Source organism: Pseudoalteromonas ostreae (assembly GCF_018069805.1).
Taxonomy (GTDB): domain Bacteria; phylum Pseudomonadota; class Gammaproteobacteria; order Enterobacterales; family Alteromonadaceae; genus Pseudoalteromonas; species Pseudoalteromonas ostreae.
The window spans coordinates 116,598-142,664 of the sequence record NZ_JAGPYN010000009.1 but is presented as its reverse complement, the minus strand read 5'-3'; the positions used below and the strand labels follow the sequence as shown (position 1 = coordinate 142,664).

At 39.0% G+C, this 26,067-nt stretch carries 20 protein-coding genes and 5 tRNA genes; 14 read left to right on the top strand and 11 right to left on the bottom strand.

What is annotated here, in order from left to right:
• Positions 1 to 183 precede the first annotated feature (183 nt).
• The 4 genes from J7338_RS09260 to J7338_RS09245 all read left to right on the top strand — a co-directional run bounded on the left by J7338_RS09260 (position 184) and on the right by J7338_RS09245 (position 5,000).
• Positions 184 to 2,298 (top strand): ferritin-like domain-containing protein, encoded by a 2,115-nt coding sequence (locus J7338_RS09260; RefSeq protein WP_210796796.1) that lies wholly within the window; start codon positions 184 to 186, stop codon positions 2,296 to 2,298.
• Between the two features lie 72 nt (positions 2,299 to 2,370).
• Positions 2,371 to 3,276, top strand: coding sequence for an MNIO family bufferin maturase (bufB, locus tag J7338_RS09255; RefSeq protein WP_275074488.1), 906 nt, complete (start codon positions 2,371 to 2,373; stop codon positions 3,274 to 3,276).
• A gap of 19 nt (positions 3,277 to 3,295) precedes the next feature.
• On the top strand, positions 3,296 to 4,153 hold the full coding sequence (locus tag J7338_RS09250) for an HvfC/BufC N-terminal domain-containing protein (protein WP_210796795.1): 858 nt from the start codon (positions 3,296 to 3,298) through the stop codon (positions 4,151 to 4,153).
• 670 nt (positions 4,154 to 4,823) lie between these two features.
• Complete coding sequence (locus J7338_RS09245; RefSeq protein ID WP_179959149.1) at positions 4,824 to 5,000, top strand: hypothetical protein; 177 nt, start codon at positions 4,824 to 4,826, stop codon at positions 4,998 to 5,000.
• 1,406 nt (positions 5,001 to 6,406) lie between these two features.
• Here the strand turns inward: J7338_RS09245 and J7338_RS09240 are convergent.
• Positions 6,407 to 7,720 (bottom strand): peptidoglycan DD-metalloendopeptidase family protein, encoded by a 1,314-nt coding sequence (locus J7338_RS09240; protein WP_210796794.1) that lies wholly within the window; start codon positions 7,718 to 7,720, stop codon positions 6,407 to 6,409.
• 150 nt (positions 7,721 to 7,870) lie between these two features.
• Here J7338_RS09240 and tyrS point away from each other — a divergent pair, with 150 nt between their 5' ends.
• On the top strand, positions 7,871 to 9,070 hold the full coding sequence (gene tyrS, locus J7338_RS09235) for a tyrosine--tRNA ligase (RefSeq protein ID WP_210796793.1): 1,200 nt from the start codon (positions 7,871 to 7,873) through the stop codon (positions 9,068 to 9,070).
• A gap of 62 nt (positions 9,071 to 9,132) precedes the next feature.
• On the opposite strand, the gene J7338_RS09230 is transcribed toward tyrS, so the two are convergent.
• The 4 genes from J7338_RS09230 to folE2 all read right to left on the bottom strand — a co-directional run bounded on the left by J7338_RS09230 (position 9,133) and on the right by folE2 (position 12,498).
• Entirely contained in the window at positions 9,133 to 10,080 is a 948-nt protein-coding gene (locus J7338_RS09230; protein WP_210796792.1) for a cobalamin biosynthesis protein CobD/CbiB, read from the bottom strand.
• Between the two features lies 1 nt (position 10,081).
• Positions 10,082 to 10,789 (bottom strand): 5'-methylthioadenosine/S-adenosylhomocysteine nucleosidase, encoded by a 708-nt coding sequence (gene mtnN / locus J7338_RS09225; protein WP_210796791.1) that lies wholly within the window; start codon positions 10,787 to 10,789, stop codon positions 10,082 to 10,084.
• A gap of 103 nt (positions 10,790 to 10,892) precedes the next feature.
• The gene (locus tag J7338_RS09220) at positions 10,893 to 11,486 is read right to left on the bottom strand and encodes a DUF2726 domain-containing protein (RefSeq protein WP_210796790.1); all 594 of its coding nucleotides are present in this window, start codon (positions 11,484 to 11,486) and stop codon (positions 10,893 to 10,895) included.
• A 91-nt stretch (positions 11,487 to 11,577) separates the two neighbouring features.
• Complete coding sequence (folE2, locus tag J7338_RS09215; protein ID WP_210796789.1) at positions 11,578 to 12,498, bottom strand: GTP cyclohydrolase FolE2; 921 nt, start codon at positions 12,496 to 12,498, stop codon at positions 11,578 to 11,580.
• 214 nt (positions 12,499 to 12,712) lie between these two features.
• Between folE2 and arcB the strand changes: the two genes are divergently transcribed.
• Complete coding sequence (arcB, locus tag J7338_RS09210) at positions 12,713 to 15,037, top strand: aerobic respiration two-component sensor histidine kinase ArcB (RefSeq protein WP_210796788.1); 2,325 nt, start codon at positions 12,713 to 12,715, stop codon at positions 15,035 to 15,037.
• Positions 15,038 to 15,064: 27 nt separating this feature from the next.
• On the opposite strand, the gene arcA is transcribed toward arcB, so the two are convergent.
• The 3 genes from arcA to J7338_RS09195 all read right to left on the bottom strand — a co-directional run bounded on the left by arcA (position 15,065) and on the right by J7338_RS09195 (position 18,036).
• Positions 15,065 to 15,781, bottom strand: coding sequence for a two-component system response regulator ArcA (arcA, locus tag J7338_RS09205; protein ID WP_016709833.1), 717 nt, complete (start codon positions 15,779 to 15,781; stop codon positions 15,065 to 15,067).
• Positions 15,782 to 15,889: 108 nt separating this feature from the next.
• The gene (locus J7338_RS09200) at positions 15,890 to 16,414 is read right to left on the bottom strand and encodes a YfiR family protein (RefSeq protein WP_210796787.1); all 525 of its coding nucleotides are present in this window, start codon (positions 16,412 to 16,414) and stop codon (positions 15,890 to 15,892) included.
• A complete protein-coding gene (locus J7338_RS09195; RefSeq protein ID WP_210796786.1) occupies positions 16,411 to 18,036 on the bottom strand; it encodes a sensor histidine kinase in 1,626 nt (541 codons plus the stop codon). The genes J7338_RS09200 and J7338_RS09195 overlap by 4 nt, the downstream gene beginning before the upstream one ends.
• On the opposite strand from J7338_RS09195, the gene J7338_RS20935 reads away from it, so the two are divergent.
• Positions 17,981 to 18,112, top strand: coding sequence for a hypothetical protein (locus J7338_RS20935; RefSeq protein WP_267459584.1), 132 nt, complete (start codon positions 17,981 to 17,983; stop codon positions 18,110 to 18,112). The genes J7338_RS09195 and J7338_RS20935 overlap by 56 nt on opposite strands.
• Positions 18,113 to 18,183: 71 nt before the next feature.
• On the opposite strand, the gene rsmC is transcribed toward J7338_RS20935, so the two are convergent.
• Both rsmC and trmB read right to left on the bottom strand, forming a co-directional pair.
• A complete protein-coding gene (gene rsmC / locus J7338_RS09190) occupies positions 18,184 to 19,209 on the bottom strand; it encodes a 16S rRNA (guanine(1207)-N(2))-methyltransferase RsmC (RefSeq protein ID WP_210796785.1) in 1,026 nt (341 codons plus the stop codon).
• Between the two features lie 33 nt (positions 19,210 to 19,242).
• Positions 19,243 to 19,968 carry a tRNA (guanosine(46)-N7)-methyltransferase TrmB gene (gene trmB, locus J7338_RS09185; protein WP_210796784.1) on the bottom strand — a complete coding sequence of 242 codons (726 nt, stop codon included), beginning with the start codon at positions 19,966 to 19,968 and terminating at the stop codon, positions 19,243 to 19,245.
• Between the two features lie 166 nt (positions 19,969 to 20,134).
• On the opposite strand from trmB, the gene mutY reads away from it, so the two are divergent.
• Together mutY and J7338_RS09175 are read left to right on the top strand one after the other, a co-directional pair.
• The gene (gene mutY / locus J7338_RS09180; protein WP_215909045.1) at positions 20,135 to 21,202 is read left to right on the top strand and encodes an A/G-specific adenine glycosylase; all 1,068 of its coding nucleotides are present in this window, start codon (positions 20,135 to 20,137) and stop codon (positions 21,200 to 21,202) included.
• 30 nt (positions 21,203 to 21,232) lie between these two features.
• Positions 21,233 to 21,505: an oxidative damage protection protein gene (locus J7338_RS09175; RefSeq protein ID WP_145237543.1), complete on the top strand. Its 273-nt coding sequence runs from the start codon at positions 21,233 to 21,235 to the stop codon at positions 21,503 to 21,505.
• Between the two features lie 46 nt (positions 21,506 to 21,551).
• On the opposite strand, the gene J7338_RS09170 is transcribed toward J7338_RS09175, so the two are convergent.
• Positions 21,552 to 24,317, bottom strand: a complete 2,766-nt coding sequence (locus J7338_RS09170) for a hybrid sensor histidine kinase/response regulator (RefSeq protein WP_210796783.1) — start codon at positions 24,315 to 24,317, stop codon at positions 21,552 to 21,554.
• 513 nt (positions 24,318 to 24,830) lie between these two features.
• Between J7338_RS09170 and J7338_RS09165 the strand changes: the two genes are divergently transcribed.
• From J7338_RS09165 to J7338_RS09145, 5 genes are all read left to right on the top strand, one after another.
• Positions 24,831 to 24,906, top strand: a tRNA-Phe gene (locus J7338_RS09165).
• Positions 24,907 to 24,978: 72 nt separating this feature from the next.
• A tRNA-Thr gene (locus J7338_RS09160) sits at positions 24,979 to 25,054 on the top strand.
• Between the two features lie 49 nt (positions 25,055 to 25,103).
• Positions 25,104 to 25,179, top strand: a tRNA-Phe gene (locus tag J7338_RS09155).
• 195 nt (positions 25,180 to 25,374) lie between these two features.
• Positions 25,375 to 25,450, top strand: a tRNA-Thr gene (locus J7338_RS09150).
• A gap of 219 nt (positions 25,451 to 25,669) precedes the next feature.
• Positions 25,670 to 25,745: transfer RNA gene (locus tag J7338_RS09145), tRNA-Phe, on the top strand.
• Positions 25,746 to 26,067: the final 322 nt, after the last annotated feature.

The window sequence follows — 26,067 nt, the reverse complement described above, 5'->3', positions numbered from 1 at the left end:
TTCGGGAATGCGAGTTTTTTATTGAAATAGACTATGTTTATTGAGTTTTGATGTATTTCTATCGTAGTGGCGTCAAAGTAATCAGGGGCAATGAATAATGGGCCTTAGGGTCATATTCTAGAATCATTATGATTTTATTTTAGGAAAGTAGTAGGGATTTTAGCCGATCAGGAGAGCAGAACAATGCAGCAAGAATACGTACCTAAACTTAAAAAACGTGACATTAAATATCTTAAATCCGATTTAGCGTGTGCAAAAGCAATTGCTCAGGCTGCGATAAATGTAGAATTGTTTACTATTCCTCTTTATATGACATCACTTTATTCCATTAAAGGGATGCACCAAATTAATAGCAAAGACAGCACACTTTATGCGGGACGTTGGTGGCCGGGAGCGGGGCCTGTGGCGAAGCCCTCAGGCTATTCGTTGACGACCAATGAAAATGTGTTTAATAAAGTATACAGTATTTTTATTGGAGAAATGTTGCATCTGCAGTTAGCTTCCAATATGGCTAGTACTATTGGCGTTACACCTCGTTTTACTAGTCGCGCATTACAAAGTGATAATTTTGGCTGGCATTGTTATAAACAAGGGTCTACACAAATTCCTCACATCCTTGATTTTACTGATTGGAAAGGCGGCGATCCAGATCTCAGTAAATTAACAGTTGAATTGAGGGCAATGGATCAGGAGCAGCTTGAACTGTTTTTGGCTATTGAGGAAACTGCAGAGCGTGGCACTAAAATGCTAACCAACCCAGCAGTTGAGCGGGGTGATGGTCAAGTGGGTACGAAATATTTTGAAGCCGCACCGTTTAATTGGTTTACTGCAGGTATGGGAGAAATGGACTTACCATTATTCGGCTCTATTGGGCATATGTACTTATGCTACTGGGATTATTTAGAGATTGAGTATAATGATGGTAGCCATTTGCTGTCACATTTGATGACTTCTGCTGAATCTTGTCAAAGAGATCAATTTAATAACGTTCCACCACGTGCAGCAGAGCAGTATCCAGGTATAGAAGCAAAAGTTGATGCAAAGATCACTGACTTAGTCAAAGTGAAGCTTCAATTAATAAACAATATTAATGCTATTACCGATCAAGGAGAGGGGGCCGATGTAGTGAAGGCGATTACCGAGCGTTGGCAAGCCGAACCATGGGTGGCATCATTTAAAGGACAAAACGCGACGTTATCTTCTGGGCTTGGTAGCGTGCAATCCAAATTTCAGCCTAGTGAAGAGGGGTTGATTAAAGATTATCCTGGTTATGATGATCAAGGGAATCCTACGCTAGCTGCATCTGGCTCGGCTCAAGCCCGATTTGAAAATGGTGGTAAAGATCATTTTGAACTGTTTGCTGAGGTAAAAGAGTTAATCACTAAAAAAGATTACATGACGTGGGATGTTTGGCATAAAAATAACCCTACAGCTCCTTGGGAGTCGTCAATGTTAGGTAAAGATGGTGCGCCTAATTTACCAGCAACAGCTGATATTGCTGCAGCATTGAATAGGCTAGGGTCTGAGTCAAAAATAGAGCAAACATTTGAAACCTTCAGTTTATCAGCTGTAGGAACTATTAAGGGTATTACAACATCACTTGATCAATATTGGCAAAATCCACAGTCACAGTTTCCATCCCCAGCGATGGGAGGATCAGGGGATCGTATTTCTATATGTTGGTCGGTTACAGGGCGCTGTCCTGATCTTGTAACTGGAATTGATAAGCAGCAAAAGGATCAGTTGTATCATGCATGCCAAGGAATGGCGATTTACGGTGATGAGGGTCATGATTGTGCGGCAGTCGTTACGTATCACAGTTGTAAAGGGTCAAATGAGTGTAAAACCCAAGGAGGCTGTGGATTTGTACAAAGTGCAAGTGGAGGAGGGAACTGTAGCAGTTCTGCGGCGGCAGGACTGAAAAGCGCCCCTGCGGATAATTTATGTGGTGGGTTTGGTGGTTGTGCAGTACCAATTTCAGCATCACAGCTTTATCCTGCACAAAGCGATCATGAATATAGCATGCAACTTTATAAATTCGGCCCTGCGCCTGATTTTCATGCTGGTAAAATACCGTGGCCAGAGTTGGTTGCACGGGATATGTTGCCGCCTACTGTAGTTGAAAAGGATTCAATGCCTTATCGACCAGGTGAAGCAGTATACGATGTCGCATGGCGTTCTTATTGTGCGGCTAAAGGGTTGGTGAAAGTGGCAGGTGATCGGCATCATAAAAAGATTGAAATCCCAGCATCGCCCGCGCCAAATGATATTCGCTTAGTATTACCACCCTCCACTTAATCATCTAATAGTGAAAGGTGTATCAAAGGCTCCTATTAATGGAGTCTTTTACACGCAACAAGGAGTGTTATTGTGTCAAAAAATACTTTTGGTTTTAAATCGTTAGGGTTCGGTGTTGGGCTAAGAACAGAGCATTTTCCATATCTAATGAGCCAAAATGATTGGGAACTTGATTGGTTTGAGGTTATTAGCGAAAATTTTATCGATAATCATGGTTTTGCCCGTCATGTACTGAATAAAATACGTGCAAAAAAACCGATTGTTATGCACGGTGTATCTATGAACATTGGTAGTAGTGATCCATTAAACCATGTGTATCTTGATAAGTTAAAAGCACTTGCTCATGAAATCGAACCAGAATGGATTTCGGACCACCTTTGCTGGACCGGTGTAATGGGCGTTAATAGTCATGACCTTCTGCCGATGCCATTAACCGAGGAAAGTTTGCAGCATGTGGTATCTAGAGTGCACTATGTGCAGGATTTTTTACAACGTCCGCTGATACTTGAAAATCCATCTACTTATTTAGAATTTCAGCAAAACACTTTCTCCGAATGGGGTTTTTTATCTGAATTAGTCAAACAAACTGACTGTGGTTTACTGTTAGATGTGAATAATGTTTATGTTTCATCTTTTAATCATGGGTACGCCCCTGAAACGTTTATTAAAAATTTACCTCATGATCATATTGTACAAATGCATTTGGCGGGACCCACATTGATGGGGGACTGTTTAATTGATACACATGATCAGCCTGTGCCTGAAAAAGTGTGGCATTTATATCGGTTGGCTCAGTCATTGTCTGGGGGGAATGTATCGACTTTACTTGAATGGGATGCCAATATCCCTGATTTCCCTGAATTAGTCATTGAATTAAATAAAGCGTCTGCGGTATTAGCTGGCGCTATCCCAAGTGCGGAAAGCATCTTTACAGCCGCAGAAGATGCCATGGTACTTTCTACACCGATCACCCGTTAGAAAAAGTTAGGCCTACAGCATGAATGAAATAACATTAAAACAAACTCAAGAATGGATGATGGCTTTACTAGGGAGCCAAGGAAGTTTAGAGCAAAAGGTAATATATGCAGCGAGACAGGCTAATTTACCTTTAGCGGTATTAGCTAAGGACAGTCTGGAATCAACTTTTTATCGACGGTTAAATATTTATGCAGCGGGTTATGTAATACGCTTAGTTGAGTGTCTTAAATCTGAATATCAAACCCTTGAGCGTTATATGGGGGAAGCTGTGTTTGTTAATTTTGCAAAAGCGTACATTATTACGTTGCCATCTACCAATCCCAGTTTATATGATTTAGGAAAAGGCTTCTCTTTATTTTTAGAGCAAACTCGGCCTGCGGGGGGGCAGTACAGTTCAGCTGAAGAAGTATTTTTTAACTTACCTGCTGAGATTGCACGTATAGAGAGGGCTAAAGCAGAAGTGTCGTTAGCGAAAGGGTTTGAAGGTGAAATAGATGAAGATCCACTTATTTTGGAACATTTGTCATTATTTCAACATAGTCTTAATGTCGAAACACCTGCATGTTTGCGTTTAGTAAAACTCAATTACCCGCTTTTATATTTAATGGAACAAGTGGCGTTAAATAAAGAATATAACATGCCGGAAGTTGAGTTAAATTTTTTGGCTTTTTCGCGTGTTAATTATCAATTGAGTATATTAACACTGGAGTTTTGGCAATTTGAGTTTTTAACTATATGCCAACAAGAAAGCCATTTAGGACGTTGTATTGATATTACCTCAGTATCAAGTGGTTTAGAAAAAGGAGATCTATTGGCTCGATTAATGTTTTGGCTCCCTAGTGCGACGACGCATGGTTTATTGAAAGTAACTAATTAATAAGCGCATGACCAATTTTTTATACGCATTAAGGCGAATGAAAAATATGCTACGTTTATCTACAGCTAGCCGTTACTTTATGTTGTTTGGTGCGATGTTATAGCTATTTTAGTTTGTTAAAAAGAACCAAAAAAAGCACAGCTCCTAATAAAGTAAAAATAATTATGATGAATACGACGGTAATTGTAATCGTGACATTTTAGACCCCCGCTGTCGCAGCTGTTTGTAATATCAATATTATGATTATTACTTCCACCACATGGTGATAATGAACAAGCCCCTGTCTTTTCTGTTTAGCCTATCACTGCATCAAGCATCATTGAGAACCAAGGCTAGTGTGGCAAGCAATAAAAGTACGTCTAATCAATTGAGTTTGTTCGTGCTGTGCAGATCTGAGCCTAAGCCGAATCTAACACTTTTTTGGTCTCGAAACCCTGCCTTTATCTGCATTCTCATACCATATAGCTTGAGCACTTTTGGTCAGCTCAGTCGCGCCAAGATAGCGGCACTTACGTTGATTGTTTTTGACGATTCTTTAGCTTAATGCCTATTTATGGGGAATAACCACACTACATAGGCTCTGCCTTGCCTAAAAACCTGCAAATTTAACCTCGATAGATAAACAGACCCTAGGTATACTCGATAGATATTTTTATTAAATAGGAATGGTATGAATATCTTCGTGATTTTAATTTCACTGTTTGTTGCATTAATCATTCTTGTGCCACTACTTGAAAAGTATCAGTCTAAAATGGGCCTAGATGGTGCGACTAAATACGCCAAATACATCTGGCCATTAGTGATGATTTCATTGGTTGTGCAATTGATTTATGTGTTGGTGAAGTAGAGCGTAGCCGTCAGCCGTCAGCCGTCAGCCGTCAGCCGTCAGCCGTCAGCCGTCAGCCGTCAGTTTTAAGGTTCAGGGCAGCTAGAAGCGGTAAGCTGTAAGTTTTAAGCTGCCCAGCGTTAAAATTGCCTGCGTAGGTTGTGGTTGAACACCGCGAAACCCAACGAAAAAATACCCTTTAGTCTGCATCAATGCACTGTATTATCGGATGTCTTAAAAGCGATAACTGGCCATTCATAAACCATTCTGTGTGAAGTCAAACTTTTAGCTTGTACTATTTAGCCTCAACAGGTTTAAAATCATCGATAGATATTTGGATACATATTCAGCATGAGAAATAAATCGCTTCTCCGTCCTTGTTGTCCTACTTATTCAATAAATTTCATTGCTGTTGCAAGTAAGTTTGCAGATGAAGTACTTAACATGTTTTTTGACTAATAAGTCATGTAATTCTTGGTTGTCTAGTTTCATACAGAATCATTGATGTGGGGCACAATGACAAAGCCAGTCAAAACTAAACGTAGCAAAAGAGTTCCGTATGACAAACTTGTTAGGCATCTGCAAGGTTATTGACACGAATAGCTCCCATGTGAAGTCCGTATACAATTGAGAGTTTACTTTTGGTGTTATGAAAAAATATCTATTATATAGGCAGTGTTATTTGGCTCACCATACTCTTCCTTGCTGCCGTAATATTCCAAAAACCAATTAAGCTTCTCCGCCTTTTCATTCTCACTGCTATTAAACTGATCTGTGAGATAGTTTATGTATGAAACCCTATTATTCGCAAAGCCTACGTGAATACGAGTTACGTCATTTCCAACAACAAATTCAAAATCTATGTCTTTTTTACTTGAATCTTCAATCCTTTCTACTGATGAGAAAGTCGATAGCTTTCTGAATACTTTATCAGGAGTTTAATCCAACTCTATGATTGGGAATTCGGGCTCAAACTTTACCTTTTTGAAGATGTTAAACATAGGGTTGCCTAATAATTTTATCTACGACATTTGTCGTTTTATAAACCGACAAATCTCCATATTACGATGTATTTATCTTAGTCATCAAATAAACAGCTGTATATAATTAGTTAACTTCGTTTCACTTTTCTAAATGCAGCAATACACCCAAATGGTAGAGAGCAGTAACATTGGACAAAATTCAAGCTGCTATTGAATACAGTTAGTTGCTGATTAGTTTTGTTTTATTGTAAATTAACGCGTGACTATTTTATCGGGGTCAGAACACACAATCTTATGGCTACAGCTCCACAAAAAAACCGTTGCTATTGGCATAGCAACGGTTTTATATTTTCTGACCGCTGACCGCTGACCGCTGACCGCTGACCGCTGACCGCTGACCGCTGACCGCTGACCGCTGACCGCTGACCGCTGACCGCTCACACTTTACTTAAGCGCTAACTGTAGCTCTCGGTTGCGCTCTAGCTGCGCTAAGAAGTTATCTGCGATTGGTTTAAACTTAGCAAGCTCGTCGCGAGGCAGTGGCTCTGACTTCGGTAACTTAACCGTTTTAGGATTACGGTGAACGCCATTAACTAAAAACTCGTAGTGTAAGTGTGCGCCTGTTACACGACCGGTGGAGCCGACAGTACCAATTTTTTGACCTTGCTTAACTTTTTGACCAGTTTTAACTAGTTTCTTGTTAAGGTGCAGGTATTTAGTGACGTACTGTGTGCCGTGACTAATAAATATATAGTTACCATTATACTTACTGTAACCAGCTTTAATTACTTTACCATTACCCGACGCAACTACTGGCGTTCCAGTACGAGCTGCGTAGTCAATGCCACGGTGCGCTCTTACTTGTCCTGTTACAGGGTGTAAGCGACGCGGATTAAAGCTTGAGCTTATATATTTAAAGTTAACCGGTGCACGTAAAAATGCTTTTTTCATACTACGCCCTTCAGGCGTGTAAAAAGTACCATCGCTGTGACGAATAGCCGCGTAACGTTGACCTTGGTTAATAAACTCAGCGGCAATAATTTTACCTGTGCCAATAAACTCGCCATCAACATAATGCGATTCATAGATTAAACCAAATTGATCGCCCTTACGGATATCATTGGCAAAATCCACATCCCAACCGAATATGTCAGCAAAGTTCATTATTTGCCGTTCACTTAAACCAGCAGCAATACCTGAGGTCCAAAAGCTGTTGGTAATTTCTCCGCCTGTTGATTTAGTTAATGTTTCAATTTCTTTACTATCAATAGACGTATCGTAGTTACCTTCTTCATTTAATGTAACGAATAGGGTATCTGTTTTTGAAATCACATAACGTAACTGTGCCAAAGAACCATCTTCGGCGGTAGCAAAGCTTAATGTTTCACCAGGGTGAATTTTACTAAGTTTACGTGTTTCTGCATTGGTATTAAGCAGTTTATGAACGGTTTGCGCCGAAAAGCCGGCGCGTTTGAAAATAAGTGCTAAATTGTCACCGTTCTTTACTTCAAAATCGACTAGACTGTATTCTGGGAATTTTGCTGCATCTTCTTGCGAATTTAATTCAGTTAATTTTTCGTTATCATCAACTTTAATTTGTAATTCGTAGCGCTTGCCAATTTCTAGCGCATCAGCGCTATTGTCTTTAGAGGCGGTGGCTTTTTCTGAAGGAATGAGTGTTAAAGCAGCAATAGCAGAAACCAAGCCTAGAATAAGCAATTTGTGTTTTTTTGGGAGAGTGTGCACAACGCGAACCATAACGTGCCTTTTCCTGCTGTCAAGATAATTAATCACTAATATTACAGGATATACTTAATAAAGCGTTAATACCAGTGTTTTGTAGATTTAAACTGGCGCGGATTTACGCTAGAATCACCAGATTGACTGAATTTTTTGGAGTAATACATAGTGGACTTACAAACCGCTCTAGCAGAGATAAAACGCGGTGCTGAAGAAATATTAATTGAAGACGAGTTAGTCGAAAAGCTAAAGTCTGGTAAAAAGCTAAAGATCAAAGCTGGTTTTGATCCAACTGCACCTGACTTACACTTAGGTCACACTGTGCTAATTAATAAAATGAAAACCTTCCAAGACTTAGGTCATGAAGTGATTTTCTTAATTGGTGATTTCACCGGTATGATTGGTGACCCAACGGGTAAAAATGTAACTCGTAAGCCACTAACCCGTGAAGATGTATTAGCAAATGCTGAAACATATAAAGAACAAGTATTTAAAATTCTAGATCCGGCTAAAACCACGGTTGCTTTTAATTCCGCGTGGATGGAGAATTTAGGCGCTGCAGGGATGATCAAGCTAGCAGCACGTCAAACTGTTGCTCGTATGCTAGAACGTGATGATTTTAAAAAGCGTTATGCTGGCGGACAATCAATTGCGATTCATGAGTTTTTGTATCCATTAGTGCAAGGTTGGGATTCAGTGGCACTTGAGGCTGATGTTGAACTTGGTGGTACTGATCAACGCTTTAATCTATTAATGGGCCGTGAGCTACAAAAAGACGAAGGCCAAAAACCACAAACCGTATTAATGATGCCTTTACTTGAGGGCACCGACGGTGTGCAAAAAATGTCTAAGTCATTAGGTAACTACATTGGTATTACTGATGCCCCTAACGATATGTTTGGTAAAATCATGTCTATTAGTGATGAGCTGATGTGGCGTTATTATGATTTGCTAAGTAGCTTATCAATTGACGAAATTGCTGCGCTCAAAGAAAAGGTTGCACAAGGTACTAACCCGCGTGATATTAAAATCGATTTAGCAAAAGAAATGATTGCTCGTTTTCACAGCGATGCGGCAGCTGTTGGTGCGCATGAAGATTTTATTAAACGTTTTCAAAAAAATGCGTTACCGGATGATATCCCAGATATGACAGTAACGATTGATGAAGATACCGTATTTATTACTAACTTCCTTAAAGAAGCAGGCTTAGTTGCGAGTACGTCAGAAGCTATGCGAATGATTAAACAAGGCGCAGTTAAAATCAATGGCGAAGAAAAGGTCACCGATACTAAGCTTGAAATTGCAAAAGGTAGCACAGCTATTTATCAAGTTGGTAAACGTAAGTTTGCAAATATTACCTGTGCTTAATAGGTAAAGAATGAAAATTCAGTTTTAAAACCAGCTTCGGCTGGTTTTTTACTCTTGGTGATCTACAACATTGTTTTAATGATTTCGATGCCAAATATAACTAGTAACCAAAAGCCACGTGCTTGATTTAGCCGATTGATCAATACAGCAATATCATCAGCCTGTGGTAAACGCTCAGTACCAATGCGCATTTTATCAAATCGAGTATCTTGGTATATAGCTGGGCCACCGAGTTGCGCACCAACAGAGGCCGAGCAACAACTTAATAACCAGCCACTATTTGTCTGATAAAAATGTCGTCCATAATGCTTGATGTAATGAACGCTCAATTTACTGGCTTTACTTGCTGCAATAGTCAGCGCCAATATCCGCGTCGGTAACCATTCAAGAATATATAATAGCCAACTGAGTGATTTTAAAAAGGGGCTATTAGGCAAAATATCTTTGCGCCAAGCTTGGTGGATCAAAGTCAGTAAGCGATAAGCCAGTGCAGCCATAGGGCCAAATAGTAGATAAAAGAAAATAACGCTAAAGTAATGACGAGCCACTCTTAAAATCAGGGTTTCCATAATTGCTTTGCAAATACCTGGGCCTGATAATTTATCAACCTGGCGAGCAAGTAGTGGTTTTAATAACTCTCGGGCTGTAGACTTTTGATTTTGTTTAACGAGTCGTACAATGCGCAGCGCTTTACTTTCTACACTTCGCCACTCTAGGCTGAGGTATAAAATTAACCCAGCTAATAGTTCAGGGTAATAGGCAAATTCAAGCAGTAAGACTACCAAGGTCATGAGCACTAAAATGACTAAGGTGAAACATAACGAAGATGACAAATATTGGTAACTTGCAGGTTCACTCTTTCGAAAAACACGTTTTCCAAGTGCTCTAAATACCGCAATTAAAAATGTATTTGGGTGATACCAGCTTACCAAAGGTAAAAAGCGCTCAGCAAGGAGCGCTAATATAAATACAATAAAGTCCAAATGTTGCTGAACTAAATTGAGTAACACCTTATAGCGTTACCGTAGTCAACTTTTCTAGTAATGCGACCACCATTTTTGATGAGTTTATTGAAGCGGTTTCTAGGTATTCTTCAAATGACTGTGGTGACTCTTTACCTGCAATATCAGACATTGAGCGGATCACTACAAACGGTGTTGCTAGTGAAAAGCACACTTGTGCAATGGCTGCACCTTCCATTTCTACAGCTAACATAGTCGGAAAGTCAGCGCGGGCTTTATCAATACGTACCGGATCACACATAAAAGAATCGCCTGTACAGATTAAGCCGATCAAAGTCTTCACGTCACTGATGCTCTCAACACTTAGTTGTGCAGCCTCTATTAATTTAGGGTGAGCGGCAAAACCTGCAGGCATCTGTGGTACTTGGCCAATTTCATAACCAAAAGCGGTTACATCAACATCATGATGACGTACCTCAGATGAAATTACCACGTCGCCAACATTCAGGGATGGATCAAAACCGCCTGCAGAACCTGTGTTGATCACGCAATCGGGTTGAAAATTATCAATCAATAACGTTGTTGCAATACTAGAGGCAACTTTACCAATACCTGATTGCACTAAAGTCACAGTGTTACCGGCTAATTCACCCGTATAAAAAGTGAAACCTGCTTTAGTTAGAATTTGTGGATTTTGCATTGCTTCACGCAAAATTTTAACTTCTGGCTCCATCGCGCCAATAATACCGACATTCATAATTTTAAATTCCTCGAATTAGATGTTTAGATTATACGTGAAGTTAGCGATAAAAAACAAAAATGCGAGCTTAAAAAGCTCGCATTTTATAATTTAACATCGCTTATATTTCAGCTAAGGCTGTGGAATGGGCTTTAGCTTGCGAAGGAGATAGTACTGCCGGTTTAGTAACACGGTTGCGTGTCGGGCGGCTACTTTGTGCCGTTGGTTTGCCAAGTTTAAACATAATTGCTTCGCGCACTTCAGATGGGCGATAGCCAGATTTAACTTTCATACGGATATGTGGAATGCCAGCAGCTTCAAGTGCACCATTAACAAACCAGTCTCGCTGTGCTTTATGACCATCTTTATTGGCATTGTTTACTAAATCAACTGCAGCGACAATCGTCATCTTTTCTTTATCAATCAGCACATAATCAAGTTGTTTGTTTTTTGCTTTAGCGATCGCAGCACGTTTAGCTTTAGCAGATAAACCTTTTTTACAATCAATGACATCTATTAGTTTTACACGGCTAACAATTTTATATTGATCGCCTACAGCACGTTCTAGAAGGTTAAGAAAAGAACTTTCAACTTGCGTAAAAATATTACTTTTACGCGTGAATGGGTAAGGGTTTCCGCCATCATCGGTAAACTTTGACGCAACAACAGATGCCCCTACGACTAATACTAAAATTGATAATAAAGCGAATTCCATACGGTAACTCCACAACAACAAATTGACACTGTTATATTGTTAGCAATTAACGTGCCCAGTTGTAATGAAGTTACACTTTATAGCAGCTAAGTTATGGCAGGTATCCGCCATCAATTCCTTTTACTGCAATTGCCACTGCATCATGGGCATGCAGTGATTCATAATGGTTTATTTGTAACCAGTAATCGGCATATTGTGCATCTTCTAACACGACTTTGATTTTACGCGCAGCATCTTCACAAAACATCAAATTCTGACCATTCAAACGGGCAAATTCTTGCTCATCTTCACGCTTAACTGCGGCTTGTACTGGGGTTTTAAGCTCATCTTCAAGAGCATTGATCAAGCTTAAAATATCAAACTCACGGATGCTGCTATCTAGTTTGACTTTTACATTGGCGATAGAGCGTTGCGAGTGAGGAGTTGCAACAATGCCATCAGTACTGCCAAGCCAGTTGATCACTTCTTCATGGCTAAGGGGATGCTGCTGAAACTTTTCAACAAAGGCTTGTTGAATGAGTTGCCGAGCTAATGCCGCTGAGCATGGGCAAGTTGATGAGTAAGTTACATTAAGGCTTAACTCAAAACTAAGTACACCGCGGTCAATTTTTGCCACTATGGTTAATGGGTAGCTTTTCCAACCCGCTTTGCCGCTAAGGAGTGATTTTCTGCGCAGCGGTAGTTCAAACTTAAATTCAATTTTAGCTTGATCCGATAACCCTTCATGGCTGGAAATAAAAGTATCTAGTGCTTGGGCAATCGTTGTGGGGTTTACTTGCTGCTCAGTTGATAAGGTATCGAGCGCCAAAAATAACCGTGACATATGAATGCCCTTGGCGTCTTCTTTATGCAGGTTAACAAAAGCACGAGCTTTAGCATTGACATTAATAGGCGCAAGATCACGAGATTCAAATAAAAAAGGCAGTTCAATATCAGCCATACCAACCCAGTCTAATTTACCTATTTGTAAGGCGGGAGCCGTATCTGCTATATCGGGCATGTTGCTTTGCATGAAAAATCTCGTTATTGGCAATTGTAAATTGCGCGATATTTTACACGAAATAAATAAAAAATACGTGTTAGATGAAAATTTTCCGTTTTCGTCGCGGAACATGAAAATAGTTAATGCAAAAATGCTAACATATTAGCACTAGTGGTTTTTTTGTAGCTGTGTAGTCAGCTGATTTTTTATATACTTGTAGTATAGTTAAGAGACAGATTTATATATGATCGATTCCTCTTTGAGTCCATGGGCTCGAACACTTTCTAGTTTAATTACTCGATTCGGTGAATTAAAAACCGCAACTATCTGTTATGCATTACTATTAGTCTTGGCATTAATATTATCGTGTATGTTTTATTATGTTGCTGTGGGTGAGGTGATGCTCGTAGATGTGCTTGCCGTAATATTTTTTACCGCAGTAGTATCGCCCATTATTATCAGTGTGTTGATCAATTCAATTCGCCAGTTAGATGCTTCCTATGCGTATTTAGACAGCGCCACCAAACAAGAAAAATTATTAAATCAAACTTTAAAAGACAATATCAATCGCTTAAATGTAGAGATAGACGAACGTAAAATGGCATTTCATGCCAAACACCGTGCAATAGAGGAGCTCAGACGAGAAATCGTCGAACGTAAAAAAACCCAGCAAGAGCTTGCTCAACAAGGTATGTTGCTGCGCTCTATTGTCGATTCATCACCTGATTTATTTTACTACCGTGATAATAATGGTGTGTTTGCCGGTTGTAATAAAATGTTTGAAGAGGTAATGGGTAAATCAAGCGACGAGTTAATAGGTAAAACAGCCGAGGAAATTTACCCAACACAATTCTTACCTGAAGTATTGCTAACTGATAATAAAGTTGAAAAAACTCACGCCGCATTAACGCTTGATGTTGAATACCTTGTAGGCAATGAAAACCGTTGGTTTGAAATGCGTAAGCTCCCATTTATTAATGATGACGGTGATTACATTGGTTTATTAGCGTTTGGCCGCGACATCACCAGCCGTAAAGAAGCTGCCCAAGCACTTGAAACTGCTTATAAAGACAAGGGGAAATTTATTGCCACCTTAAGTCATGAATTACGCACGCCGCTTAATGGGATTGTGGGTTTAACTCGGATGTTGCTAGACACCGACTTGGACAAGCAGCAACGTAGTTGGTGTAATACAGTATTTTCTAGTGCTGAAACATTAGGTAATATTTTCAATGATATTATAGATTTAGATAAAATAGACCGCGAACAACTCGATATTGTTACCGATTCAATAAATGTTTCTGACTTTATTAATGATGTGATTAACTTTGCAGGACTAATTGCTGAGCAAAAAGGCCTAGAGTTTGAAATTAAGCGCAAAGGTATGTTGGATATTTATGCACAACTAGATCCGACCCGATTACGCCAAGTGGTGTGGAATTTAATAAATAATGCAGTTAAATTTACTCAACAAGGTAAAGTTCAATTAGCGTGTGTTCGGGAAAACCGTGTGGATGGCGCGTGGTTAGTGATGAAAGTCACCGATACTGGACAGGGCATTCCACAAGATCAATTACATCGTATTTTTGATATGTATTATAAAGCACCGGATTTAAATGGCACTAATGCGATAGGATCAGGTATCGGTTTAGCGGTCACCAAGGCATTGGTTACTGCAATGAACGGACATTTACATGTGAGTAGTACTGAAGGGGAGGGGAGTTGTTTTGTGGTTGAAATACCGCTGGCACTTTGCATTGCTCCGGCTGAACAAAGTTATGTTGGCCGTAGTTTGAATATCTTGCTAGTTGAAGATGTGCCGCTTAATGCTGAAATCGCCACTAACTTACTTGAGCAACGTGGCCATGAAGTTATCTGGGCTGAAACCGGTGAAGATGCGTTGTCGTTTGTTGACACTGAGGATGATCTGGATTTAGTACTGCTAGATATGCAGCTTCCAGATATAAATGGCGATGAAGTAGCAAGACAGATCCGTGCCGATAGCCATTTTGACAAGTTACCTATTGTAGCGCTTACGGCTAATGTGCGTAGCGCCGAAGAAGAGCTGCAAGGTATTTCAATTCAAGGCGCATTAGCCAAGCCCATCAATACCACTAAGCTTGATAAAATGTTGGCAGAACTATTTGATATTAAACATCAACAACAGTCAGATGAAACACGTTTAACGGTCAGTAAAGAAGCCTGTGAAAATATCAATGTTGAGTTACTTGATGTTGAAACCATAGAAGACTTTGTTAATTCGATGGGAATAGTAACATTTAAACGCAGTAGCAACTTATTTGAAAAGCTTAACCCGCAATACCAACAAGAATTGGCTACCTCATTAGCGGATAACGATCGTGAAGAATATAAGTCAGTGGCGCACAAGCTGAAAGGTGCGGCAGGTTCAGTTGGTTTAAATGATGTACAGTTACACGCTAAGACCATGGAACATGGTGCGCTTGAAGAAAGTGATGAAGTGTTAAATACTTGGCTAACAATATTGGCAGATAAAATAAATGAAGGGCAACATGCCCTTCATTTATTTTTACAGCAATTAGAACGTTAATGCTGTCATTACTTGGTGAAATGGATATTAACTATCGATTTTACCAATGAAACGATAACCTTCACCATGGATGGTGCTGATCAGCTCAGATGTGCTGTTATCACTTTCAAAATGCTTTCTGATACGACGGATCGTTACATCAACAGTTCGGTCATTTGCACGTAACTCACGACCAGTCATATGCTTGATTAGTTGCTCACGACTAAAAATACGGCCTGGAGAATCAAGCATTAAACGTAGTGCTCTGTATTCACCTTTAGGTAAACGCTTGGCGTCACCATTTGGAGATGTTAAACAGCGGCTATTTTCGTCAAGTTCCCAGCCATTAAAAGTGATCACACCATTTGTTTCAAGGCTTGATTCTTCACCGCCAAGGGCTGTACGAGAAAGCAAGTTACGAGCACGAATAGTTAATTCACGAGGATTGAACGGCTTAGTAATATAGTCGTCCGCGCCAATTTCTAGGCCTAAAATACGGTCTACATCATTATCACGACCGGTTAGGAAGATAAGTCCAACGTTACGCTTTTGACGTAATTCACGTGCTAATATTAGCCCGTTTTTGCCTGGCAGGTTGATGTCCATAACTACAAGGTTCACATCATCATTATTTGTAAGCTTGTCATGCATGTCATCGCCATCAATGGCTTCAATAACTTTGTAACCTTCAGCTTCAAATAAACTAACGAGGTTTAGTCGAGTTACGTCTTCATCCTCTACAATCAGAATGACTGGCGTTTGCATTATTAATTAACCTTTTTCGGAATATTTTATTTACAATTAATTCGGTATTGTATTATAAAACCGAATACTAGTGATTATAGGAGTATATCCAATTGTTAACAAGTAAAATCAATTCGGATGAAATTTAGAAACAGCTAATAACCGAGATTGCACTTTAAAACTGCTGCGTAACAACTGCTGTTTATTGATATACAGTCGGATTTTATTCCCTTCTTGGACCAAAGAGACAATGCCTCCTTTTTCTAAAAAACTGATACTCTCACCAACTGTTAAGGTACTTAATGAAATGGTATCGATCCAAAGTGGAATTATATCATCTTCCATTGTTTCATCAATGTATGTGATATCACAAAAGCGAGAAAGTTCAGAAATTTGCTGTTTTTTATTAATTAATACTGTTTCAATCGGTATATCGTTAATTTTAAGATTCGAATTATCTTTTAATAGCTCACCAATACCATGTTCAACATCATAAAAACAAAAAGTCACAGCCTGTTTATTATTAGCTTTGGGGAATTCGACGAACTTTGCAATCTGAAATAGGAACGCTGATTTGACTTGTTCAGGGGATTTAGCCTGTAAAAGCGTAGGAAATAGCATCATCAGAGCCAGCAATAAACCTGTTAATCTCATGCTTTGCTTGCCTCTGTTAGTGGCAAAGTAATTATAAAGCGTGTTCCTTCTATATTTTGATCATCAAAATGAACACTGCCTCCTAGAGCTTGTGTAACTAAGTTGTAAACTAAATGCATACCTAAACCACTGCCGCCTTCACCGCGTTTAGTAGTAACAAAGGGATCAAAAATGCGTTTTTTAACGCTTTTATCAACCCCGATACCATTATCGTAATAGTTAATGATCAGACTACTTTCGTTGCGTTCAACAGAGATTTCGATTTCGTTATTTTGATTATCTTTAAATCCGTGGATTATCGAGTTACTTAATAATTGCTGCAACACCTGTTGCAGAGGACCCGCTTTGCTTTCGATCATCAATTGTGCCGAACAATGAAGAGCTATTTTAGGAGCTTTGATCTCTAATTCAGTGCGCATTGAGAGCATCACGTTAGTTATCAGGTCATGCATATTGATCTGCGAATTAATCTCTCCATCTTGGTTCACCGCTACTTTTTTAAAGCTGGATACCAGTTCTGCAGCGCGATTTAAATTCCGATAAATAAGGTCTAAGTTTTCAATGCCATTGTCGATAAAAAGCTTCAATTGGTTTGAGGTTAAGGTTTTTTGCTCAAACCCTAAGCTTATTTCTGCCAGTTTATCGCGTAGTAGAGTTGAACCGGTGATCCCTAAACCAATCGGTGTATTTACTTCATGTGCAACGCCTGCAACCATTTGTCCTAAAGAGGCCATTTTTTCACTTTCAACAATTTGGTTTTGGTATTGATGCATTCGCTCAAGGGTTGTTAGTAACTCTTGGTTTGCTTCTCTGAGCGCGATCGTGCGTTGATTTACTTTTTCTTCTAGGCTTTGGTTTAATTGTTTAATTTCTTGCTTATCGTTTTTATGCCGCTCTATTTGATTTTGCGTGCGAGTCAGCATGATGTTTAAACTATTCGAAAGCATATTGACTTCAGTAATATTAGTTTTTGGGGCTCGAGCACTATAATTATGATTTTTCGAAACATCTTGCAGCAAGGTACTTAATTGGTCGATGGGATCAGCAATACGCTTTTGAATTCGCTTTGCTACAAAATAAACCAGTATTAAAACGAATAACGTTAAAAGGATATCAATAAGAATTTTTTTGTTAATATAGGCATTAAGGCGCTCTAAGCCACCACGAATATACACATAACCCTTAATATCACCTTCGTAGCTAACTGGTTTGATTAGCTCTATATAGTCTTCAGTGACTCTAGGCTCCTGAAGTTGTTCAATATTATCAACTCGAAGTGGCACAGGTGGGGTTTTTCGAGCATTGAAGCTGGTAAAAAATACCGCTTTATTTGATATTTCGTCTATTGCGTAAATATGTATATTTTTAATCAGTGGGATTTTTTCGAAAGACTTAAGGCGCTGTTCTTCGGTTTTTCTATCATCAAATAATACACTTATTTGTGCATTAAAGGCGATTATTTCAGCGAGAATAGTAAGCTTGTTGACAATTAATTGCTTTTGCTCTTTGACATCTAGATAGGTTGAAATAGAAATAGATAACGATAAACACAAGGCAGTAACAAGCATGACTGCGCTTATCAGTGCTTTGCGAATACTTGTTGGCGATGTTGATTTAGGCATTATTGTAATGAAGGCCGAGTTATGTAAGTTTTATCTAGTTGCAGTAAGTCTAGCAAAGACCTATCAAAGTGACTAAAAAATATAATAACTTTGTTGAAAAGCTGCCATTTATATTATTTGACAGCGTTTTTGATGCTATAGCAGCAATTAACTGCTATATACTGAAAACTTATTGGTTTTATGTACTACTTGATAAGTACCGAACTGAGTTTCTAAAATTGGCGGATATTTCAAGAAGCTGTTTGCAACAATAGTTAACTTACCTTGTTTAGTTAAGTGTTGCTTAGCAGCATTTAAAAACTGTTCAGCAACAGTATAATCTGTTGCAATACCAGTATGAAATGGTGGATTTGAAATAATAAGCTCAAATTTACCCGTTACATTTGCTAATCCATCACTTAGTAAAGCGCTACCGTTTACAGCGTTAAGTGCCAATGTTTGCGTGGTTGCATAAGCAGCAAGAGCACTAACATCTGTACAGGTAAAATTCAACGCTGGATTTTTTAAACCTAAGAAGGTGGCAATTAAGCCCGCACCACAGCCAAAATCGAGCACATTGCCAGATTTTATCTTTGGTGCATTCTCTAACAGTATTTTAGTACCGCCATCAAGTTCACCGTGATTAAATACGCCAGGAATGCTGATGGCATTAAAACTAACGCCAGCAACATCAACATTAAATTGTTTGTGGTAACGAGTAATAACAAACTCAGCTAAGGTTTTTATTTCGGTGAATAAATACAAAGCACAATGGCGGGCACTGTCGATTTTATTGCTGTATTCACAGTGGCTACTAAATTGCTTTTCAATCGATTTCACACCACTTTTATTTTCACCAACGACCAATAACTCAGCGTCTGGGTTGATAACTGCACGAATGTTGTCCAACGTCATCAATGCTTCAGGTTTTGCTTTTGGGTAGTAATAGATAACGAGATCAAAGTGTTGACCAGCTATCTCATGACTAACACAAACATCAATACTGCTGATGTTTTTAGCAAATTCGCCATTAGCATGGTTGTAGCTAAAAGCGCTGATCTTGCTGTTTGGATTTAACTGGCGCAGTTGTGACAAAAAGCCATCTTGTACAAAATTAACTACTAAAATAGAGTCCGCCGTTAGGTTTGCACTATTGCGTAGTAAAAGTGAACTTGGATTAGTTAATGCGCTCATAAATGGCTTTGCCTTAAAGTTGTTTTGATTAATTTAGCTAATACGCTCGAACATTAAATCCCAAACGCCATGACCTAAACGATGGCCGCGTTGCTCAAATTTCGTCAAGGGACGTAAATCTGGACGTGGCACATAATCGTTAGTCTGTGATTGGTTTTTAAAATGCTCCGCTGCTTGCATTACTTCAAGCATATGTTCTGCGTAGTTTTCCCAATCAGTTGCCATATGGAATACACCGCCAATTTTTAATTTGCTTCGCAAGCTTTCTACAAATGCGGGTTGCACAATACGACGTTTGTGATGACGTTTTTTATGCCATGGATCAGGGAAGAATAATTGCACTGTTGTTAGGCTTCCCTCAGCAATACAATCAGCAAATACTTCAACAGCATCATGTTCAAAAATACGTAAGTTGCTAATGCCAGCTTCGTCGGCATCCATTAAACATGCGCCAACACCTGGGCGGTGTACTTCAATACCAATAAAATTAAGGTGTGGTGCACTCTTAGCCATTTCGACCAAAGATTTACCCATGCCAAAACCAATTTCTAAAACAACGTCGTTATCATTGCCAAATATTTGGGTTAGATCAAGCATACCATTTGGGTGCTCAAGGCCCATGGTTGGCCAGCATTTTTCAATTGCCGCAGCTTGTCCTTTGGTTAAACGACCTTCGCGTTTAACAAAACTGCGAATGGTACGAATATATTTACCTTTTTGCTTTGCTTGCTCAAGGTTATCGTTACTTGAATCACTCATATATTTTGGCCTGATGAAAACAACATGTCTTAAAATGGTGGCGTATTATCCCTGACCATGGCGTTGATCACAAGACCTTATCTTTTGTGTATGTTTATAACTTGATATTTTAATTCACTACAATAGACTGAGCGTCATTAAGGGGCGGGTTTAAAAAGTAGTAATTTTGAAGTTAAATAACAGTGAAGCAAACTGGTTTTCTCAACAAGTTGTCGATTGGTATCATCTACATGGGCGTAAAACCTTGCCCTGGCAGCTAAACAAAACACCTTATAAAGTGTGGGTATCGGAAGTGATGTTGCAACAAACGCAAGTAGTGACAGTGATCCCATACTTCGAAAAATTTATGAAAAGCTTTCCAGATATTATCGCTTTAGCGAATGCAGATGAAGATCACGTACTGCATCACTGGACCGGATTGGGCTATTACGCGCGAGCTCGTAATCTGCATAAAACCGCAAAGATAATCCGAGATCAATACCAAGGTGAGTTTCCAATAACGTTAAACGAGGTTGTTGCTTTGCCCGGAATTGGGCGCTCGACTGCAGGAGCTGTTTTATCACTTTCTCTTGGTCAACATCATCCTATATTAGATGGTAATGTAAAACGTGTGCTAGCTCGGTTTTTTATGATTGAAGGTTGGTACGGAGTAAAGAAAGTTGAAAACCAATTATGGCAATTATCAGAGCAGTTAACTCCAGCAGCACAAGTGACAGAGTTTAACCAAGCAATGATGGACTTAGGAGCAAGCCTCTGCTCACGTAGCAAATTTGATTGCCAACCTTGCCCGTTGCGCTCGCGTTGTGCAGCGCATAAAACTGAGCAGGTAAAACAGTTTCCTCATTCAAAACCTAAAAAAACGGTGCCAAAGAAAGTATGCCATCAATTAATTATTCAATGTAATGATCAAGTATTAATGGAAAAAAGGCCTAACTCAGGAATCTGGGGGGGGTTATTTAGTTTTTTTGAGTTTGAGCAAAAATCTCAGCTAGATACTTTTTTAGCGCAGCAAGGGCTTGCTGTTACAACTGTGGCTATTGAGCCATTTACTCATATATTTTCGCACTTTGAATTAACAATTAATCCGCATGTACTGACTTTGCATAAAGTGCCAGATGTCGTGAATGAGCGACAACTCGTTTGGTATTCGTTGGACCAGTCTATAGAGGTTGGTTTAGCCGCACCAACTAAAAAGCTAGTTAAACAAATTGCTACAATAGTTTACACTAACTGATATCGTTTCTAAAAGCACAAGAGAGCAATCATGGCACGCACTGTATTTTGTCAAAAGTTACAAAAGGAAGCCGAAGGGCTTGGTTTCCAACTTTACCCTGGTGAGTTGGGTGAAAGGATTTTTAATAATATTTCTAAAGAAGCATTTGCACAGTGGCAGCACAAGCAAACAATGCTGATCAATGAAAAGCATTTAAATATGATGGATCCTGAGCATCGTACTTTTTTAGAAGAGCAAATGGTTGGCTTTTTGTTTGAAGATAAAGATGTAGAAATCGAAGGCTACCGCCCGCCAGAGAAGTGATAGCAAAGAAGGGCTTTTAGAGCCCTTTTTTATTCGCTTAATTAAATTAAATCTGATCGTCTTGTTGGCGAGCATTACGTACTTGCTCTTTTAAAAATTGAGCAACACGGGAGTATTCAACCTCTAAATTGTCACGCAGCCCAATTAGTTGGTCACTGGTTAAGGTTTGTTCTTTACAGCTATCTTCAAAGTCCGCTGCTAGTTCGGCTATTTTTTCTGCGCCAATTGTTTTTGATATGGATTTAAGTTGGTGGCAGGCTGTAATTATTATTTCATTATCACTGGTCATTACCCCTGTGTTAATGTCTTTAGTTAACGTATGGCTTTGTTCTAAATACATTTTAAAAAATCGTAACTGTTTTGCTTCATCATTGTTTATGTATTTAGCTAGCATTTCAAAGTTAATTGGTGCTGATGGTTTAGTAGGTGCAGCAGCAATAGCACCTTGTTTGCTCTCAGACCAATTATTAAGTGTTGCCTCTAGCGTATTTAATTCAACCGGCTTGGTAATAAAATCATTAATACCAGCGTTTAAACAGCGTTCTTTTTCACCCTTTAAGGCATTTGCTGTTACTGCAATAATATAAGGTTGAGCGTTGATATCTTTAAGCTGAGCGGCTTCATCACGGATTTTTTCGACCATGTCATAACCAGACATTTTTGGCATGTGTAAATCGGTTAAAATTAATGGGTAATGACCGCTTTGCCACATTTTTAACCCTTCTTCGCCGTTTTCAGCAACCTCTACGCCAAACCCAAGTAAATGAAGTTGATCGGTAAGCACTTGTTGATTTAAAACATTGTCTTCAACAAGTAGCACAAGTTTATTTTTTTCGCGTGCTTGTTCAATATTTAAATAATTATTAAGGGTTTTAACTGGTTTTATTTGTCTTGGTGTATGTAGCCCCGCAGCAACCAATAACGACATCATAAAGTTTGACTTACACAATGGTGACGCATTGAGGTAAAAGATGTTTTTGTGATTTATTGCAGCTTCATCTAATTTACTAAGCACGATAGCCTGTTGGTTATTATCTTCAAGGGTATATAGCAAGCGACGTAATAAGTAACTAATGTTGTCCATTGAATCAATGCCATCAAGTACCCAAATAACTTTAGGGTAATCTTGATACTGTTCAATTTCTTGCACCGTTTGTACTGTAATTGTTTTTGCCCCCATAAATGATAAATAACGAGAAAGCGTTTGTTGTCTGCTTTGATGTTCAGTAACAAGTACTACAGACTGATCTTTTAAGGCGTTTTTATGGGCATATTTTATAGTATTTTCAGTACTAAATGGCAATTCCACGACAAAGTCACTACCAATACCAATATCGCTGGACACACTAATTGAACCTAACATTAACTCCGTCAAACTTTTGCAAATAGACAAACCTAGTCCTGTGCCACCGTACTCACGGGTAATTGAGCCTTCAGCTTGAATAAATGGATTGAATATTTCGCGCAGCTGAGTTTGGTTCATACCTTTACCGTTGTCGCTTACGCTAAAGCGTAGGGTAAAATGATCCGCAGTATTTTGTGCAACCTCTACGGCAATGCGTACCTGACCTAAACGATTTTCATCTGAGCAAGTAAATTTAATCGCATTACTACATAAATTATAAAGTACTTGGCGAACGCGAATGGTATCACCAATTAAATTAATTGGTATGTCGGGAGCTATAGCAAGTTCTAAATTAAGCTGACGTTTTTTTGCAACCGATGATAATACCCTGGCAACTTCTTCAATAGTATCTGAGACCGAAAAAGGAGTCGGGTCGATATTTAGTTTACCAGCTTCAATTTTCGAAAAATCTAAAATATCATCCAGAATACCCAGTAGTGAGAAGGCTGATTCACGAATAATAGTACTTAAACGATGCTGAGCGCCATTAAGGTCTGTTTGTCTTAATAAGTCTATAGTGCCAATAACGCCATTCATTGGTGTGCGTATTTCATGACTCATGGTTGCTAAAAATGTGGTTTTGGCATCGCTTGCTTGCTCAGCTCTTTGACTCGCTTTTTCAAGCGCTAAAGTGCGGTTTTGCACTTCAGTTTCTAGGCTGCTTTGCAATTTTTGCAAATCTTTTTGTGCTATATTGTTACTATTGATAGCACTTTGTACTTTTAATAATAGTTGATTGATATTTCTAGCTACAACGGCAAGACCAATATCAAATTGTTCATCTATGTGAGTATTGTAACTGCCTGACTTGGTAATTTTTTCTAATTCATGTGCAAGAGTGTCGCTACTTTTGCGGATCCGCGTATTAAGATAAACATTAAAAAACAGCGCTAGTAAAAATAAACTTACCCCAGCAAGCCCAGCAATAGCCAATGCGATCCCGATTGAATAATTTGGTAGTGGAGCGAGGGCAGTGTCTTTTTGTTTAATTATCAATTCGCCAACGGGTTGATCATTTAAATTTAACTGATGGCGAACAATACCTTGATCAGCTAAGTATTGGTCAAGTTTATTTGCTTCAATTACAGGCTCATTACTAGCAAATACTAATTGTGTTTGTGCTGTGGGTGTATACCTAAATAAGTAGTAATCAAACTGAGTATTAAGTGCGGCGGTTAAATCGAGTAGCTTGTTTGCATTATCTTGCCCTGAGTGGGTTAATGCGTTTACTAAAGGTGCATCTAAGTGCTCAGCTAATTGCGTTAAGCTTAGTGAGTTTTGTTCTACTTGAGCATCTTGGGTAGGGTAAAAAGAATATGCAACTACAGCGAGTGCTGTTATGGCTAGGTTTATAATTATAAAAAGGGGCAATAGGCCTTTTACAGGAGAAGAAAATTTACTCTGCATTTATTATCCAACTTATCTATTATCAACCGCAATCTAAACAATCGCTTTTGTACTGGAAATCAATCCTACCATTTACCAGAAATAATTCACTACGTTTTTAGTGCGGTTGTATGCAAAGCAGTTAAAATATCTATTCGATACATAAATTAACGAGTTATTGCTGAAAAAAAACAGTGGGTTTTACATTTATTAATCGCTTTGTTGAAAAACTATGCAAACAGTTATAAAGAATAAAAAAAAAGTTGACTTGAAAGGGCAAAACCAGTTTAATACGCCGCACACCCAGATAGCTCAGTCAGTAGAGCTAAGTGGGAATTGCATTGAAAATCCTTTGTGATTTTTTATTAAAACTGAAATTGCCCAGATAGCTCAGTCAGTAGAGCTAAGTGGGAATTACATTGAAAATCCTTTGTGATTTTTTATTAAAACTGAAATTGCCCAGATAGCTCAGTCAGTAGAGCTAAGTGGGAATTGCATTGAAAATCCTTTGTGATTTTTATTAAAACTGAAATTGCCCAGATAGCTCAGTCGGTAGAGCAGAGGATTGAAAATCCTCGTGTCCGTGGTTCGATTCCGCGTCTGGGCACCATTATTTAAATAATAGTGTTTAAATCAAATAATTAAAACATTATTATGCGTGCCTTAGCACACAGTTTAGTGTGCCGACTTAGCTCAGCTGGTAGAGCAACTGACTTGTAATCAGTAGGTCAACCGTTCGACTCGGTTAGTCGGCACCATTTATTTAGATTTATTGTTAGTTTAACAATGGATCAGCACAGTTAATGTGCCTCGATAGCTCAGTCGGTAGAGCAGAGGATTGAAAATCCTCGTGTCCGTGGTTCGATTCCGCGTCGAGGCACCATTTATTGTTTGATACTAAGTTGTATGCGTCATCGAACTACGTTCGATTACAAAATACATCCATGTATTTTGCCCTGCGGGCCATCTTTCGGATGTTAAAAATTGTTCCTGACAATTTTTTACCGCGTCGAGGCACCATTTATTAAAAGTTATCAATCTTTAAAATTGAAACGTGCCTTAGCACACAGTTTAGTGTGCCGACTTAGCTCAGCTGGTAGAGCAACTGACTTGTAATCAGTAGGTCAACCGTTCGACTCGGTTAGTCGGCACCATTTATTTAGATAACTTGAGAGAAAAACTGAATGTAATCAGCAACTCATTCAGGTTATCCGTTCGACTCGGTTAGTCGGCACCATTTATTTAGATAACTTGAGAGAAAAACTGACTGTAATCAGCAACTCATTCAGGTTATCCGTTCGACTCGGTTAGTCGGCACCTTTTATAAAAGTGAAATGTAGTATTTTTAATACGTTTTACAGCACAGTTAATGTGCCTCGATAGCTCAGTCGGTAGAGCAGAGGATTGAAAATCCTCGTGTCCGTGGTTCGATTCCGCGTCGAGGCACCATTTATATTAAAGCCCTGCATGAAAATGCGGGGCTTTTTTTTAACTAGTTAGTCAGTTGTGCGGCATCGAACTGCGTTCGATTACAAAATACTTCCCTGTATTTTGCCCTACGGGCCATCCTTCGGATGTTAAAAATTGTTCTAGACAATTTTTTGCTGCCTCAGTACACCATTTATATTAAAGCCCTGCATGAAAATGCGGGGGCTTTTTTGTTTTTGAAAAAAGTTTGCCAAATACATGGCTGTGCTTTTTAATTTTAGCACCTAGCACCTAGCACCTAGCACCTAGCACCTAGCAGCTAGCACCTTTAATCCCATAAAAC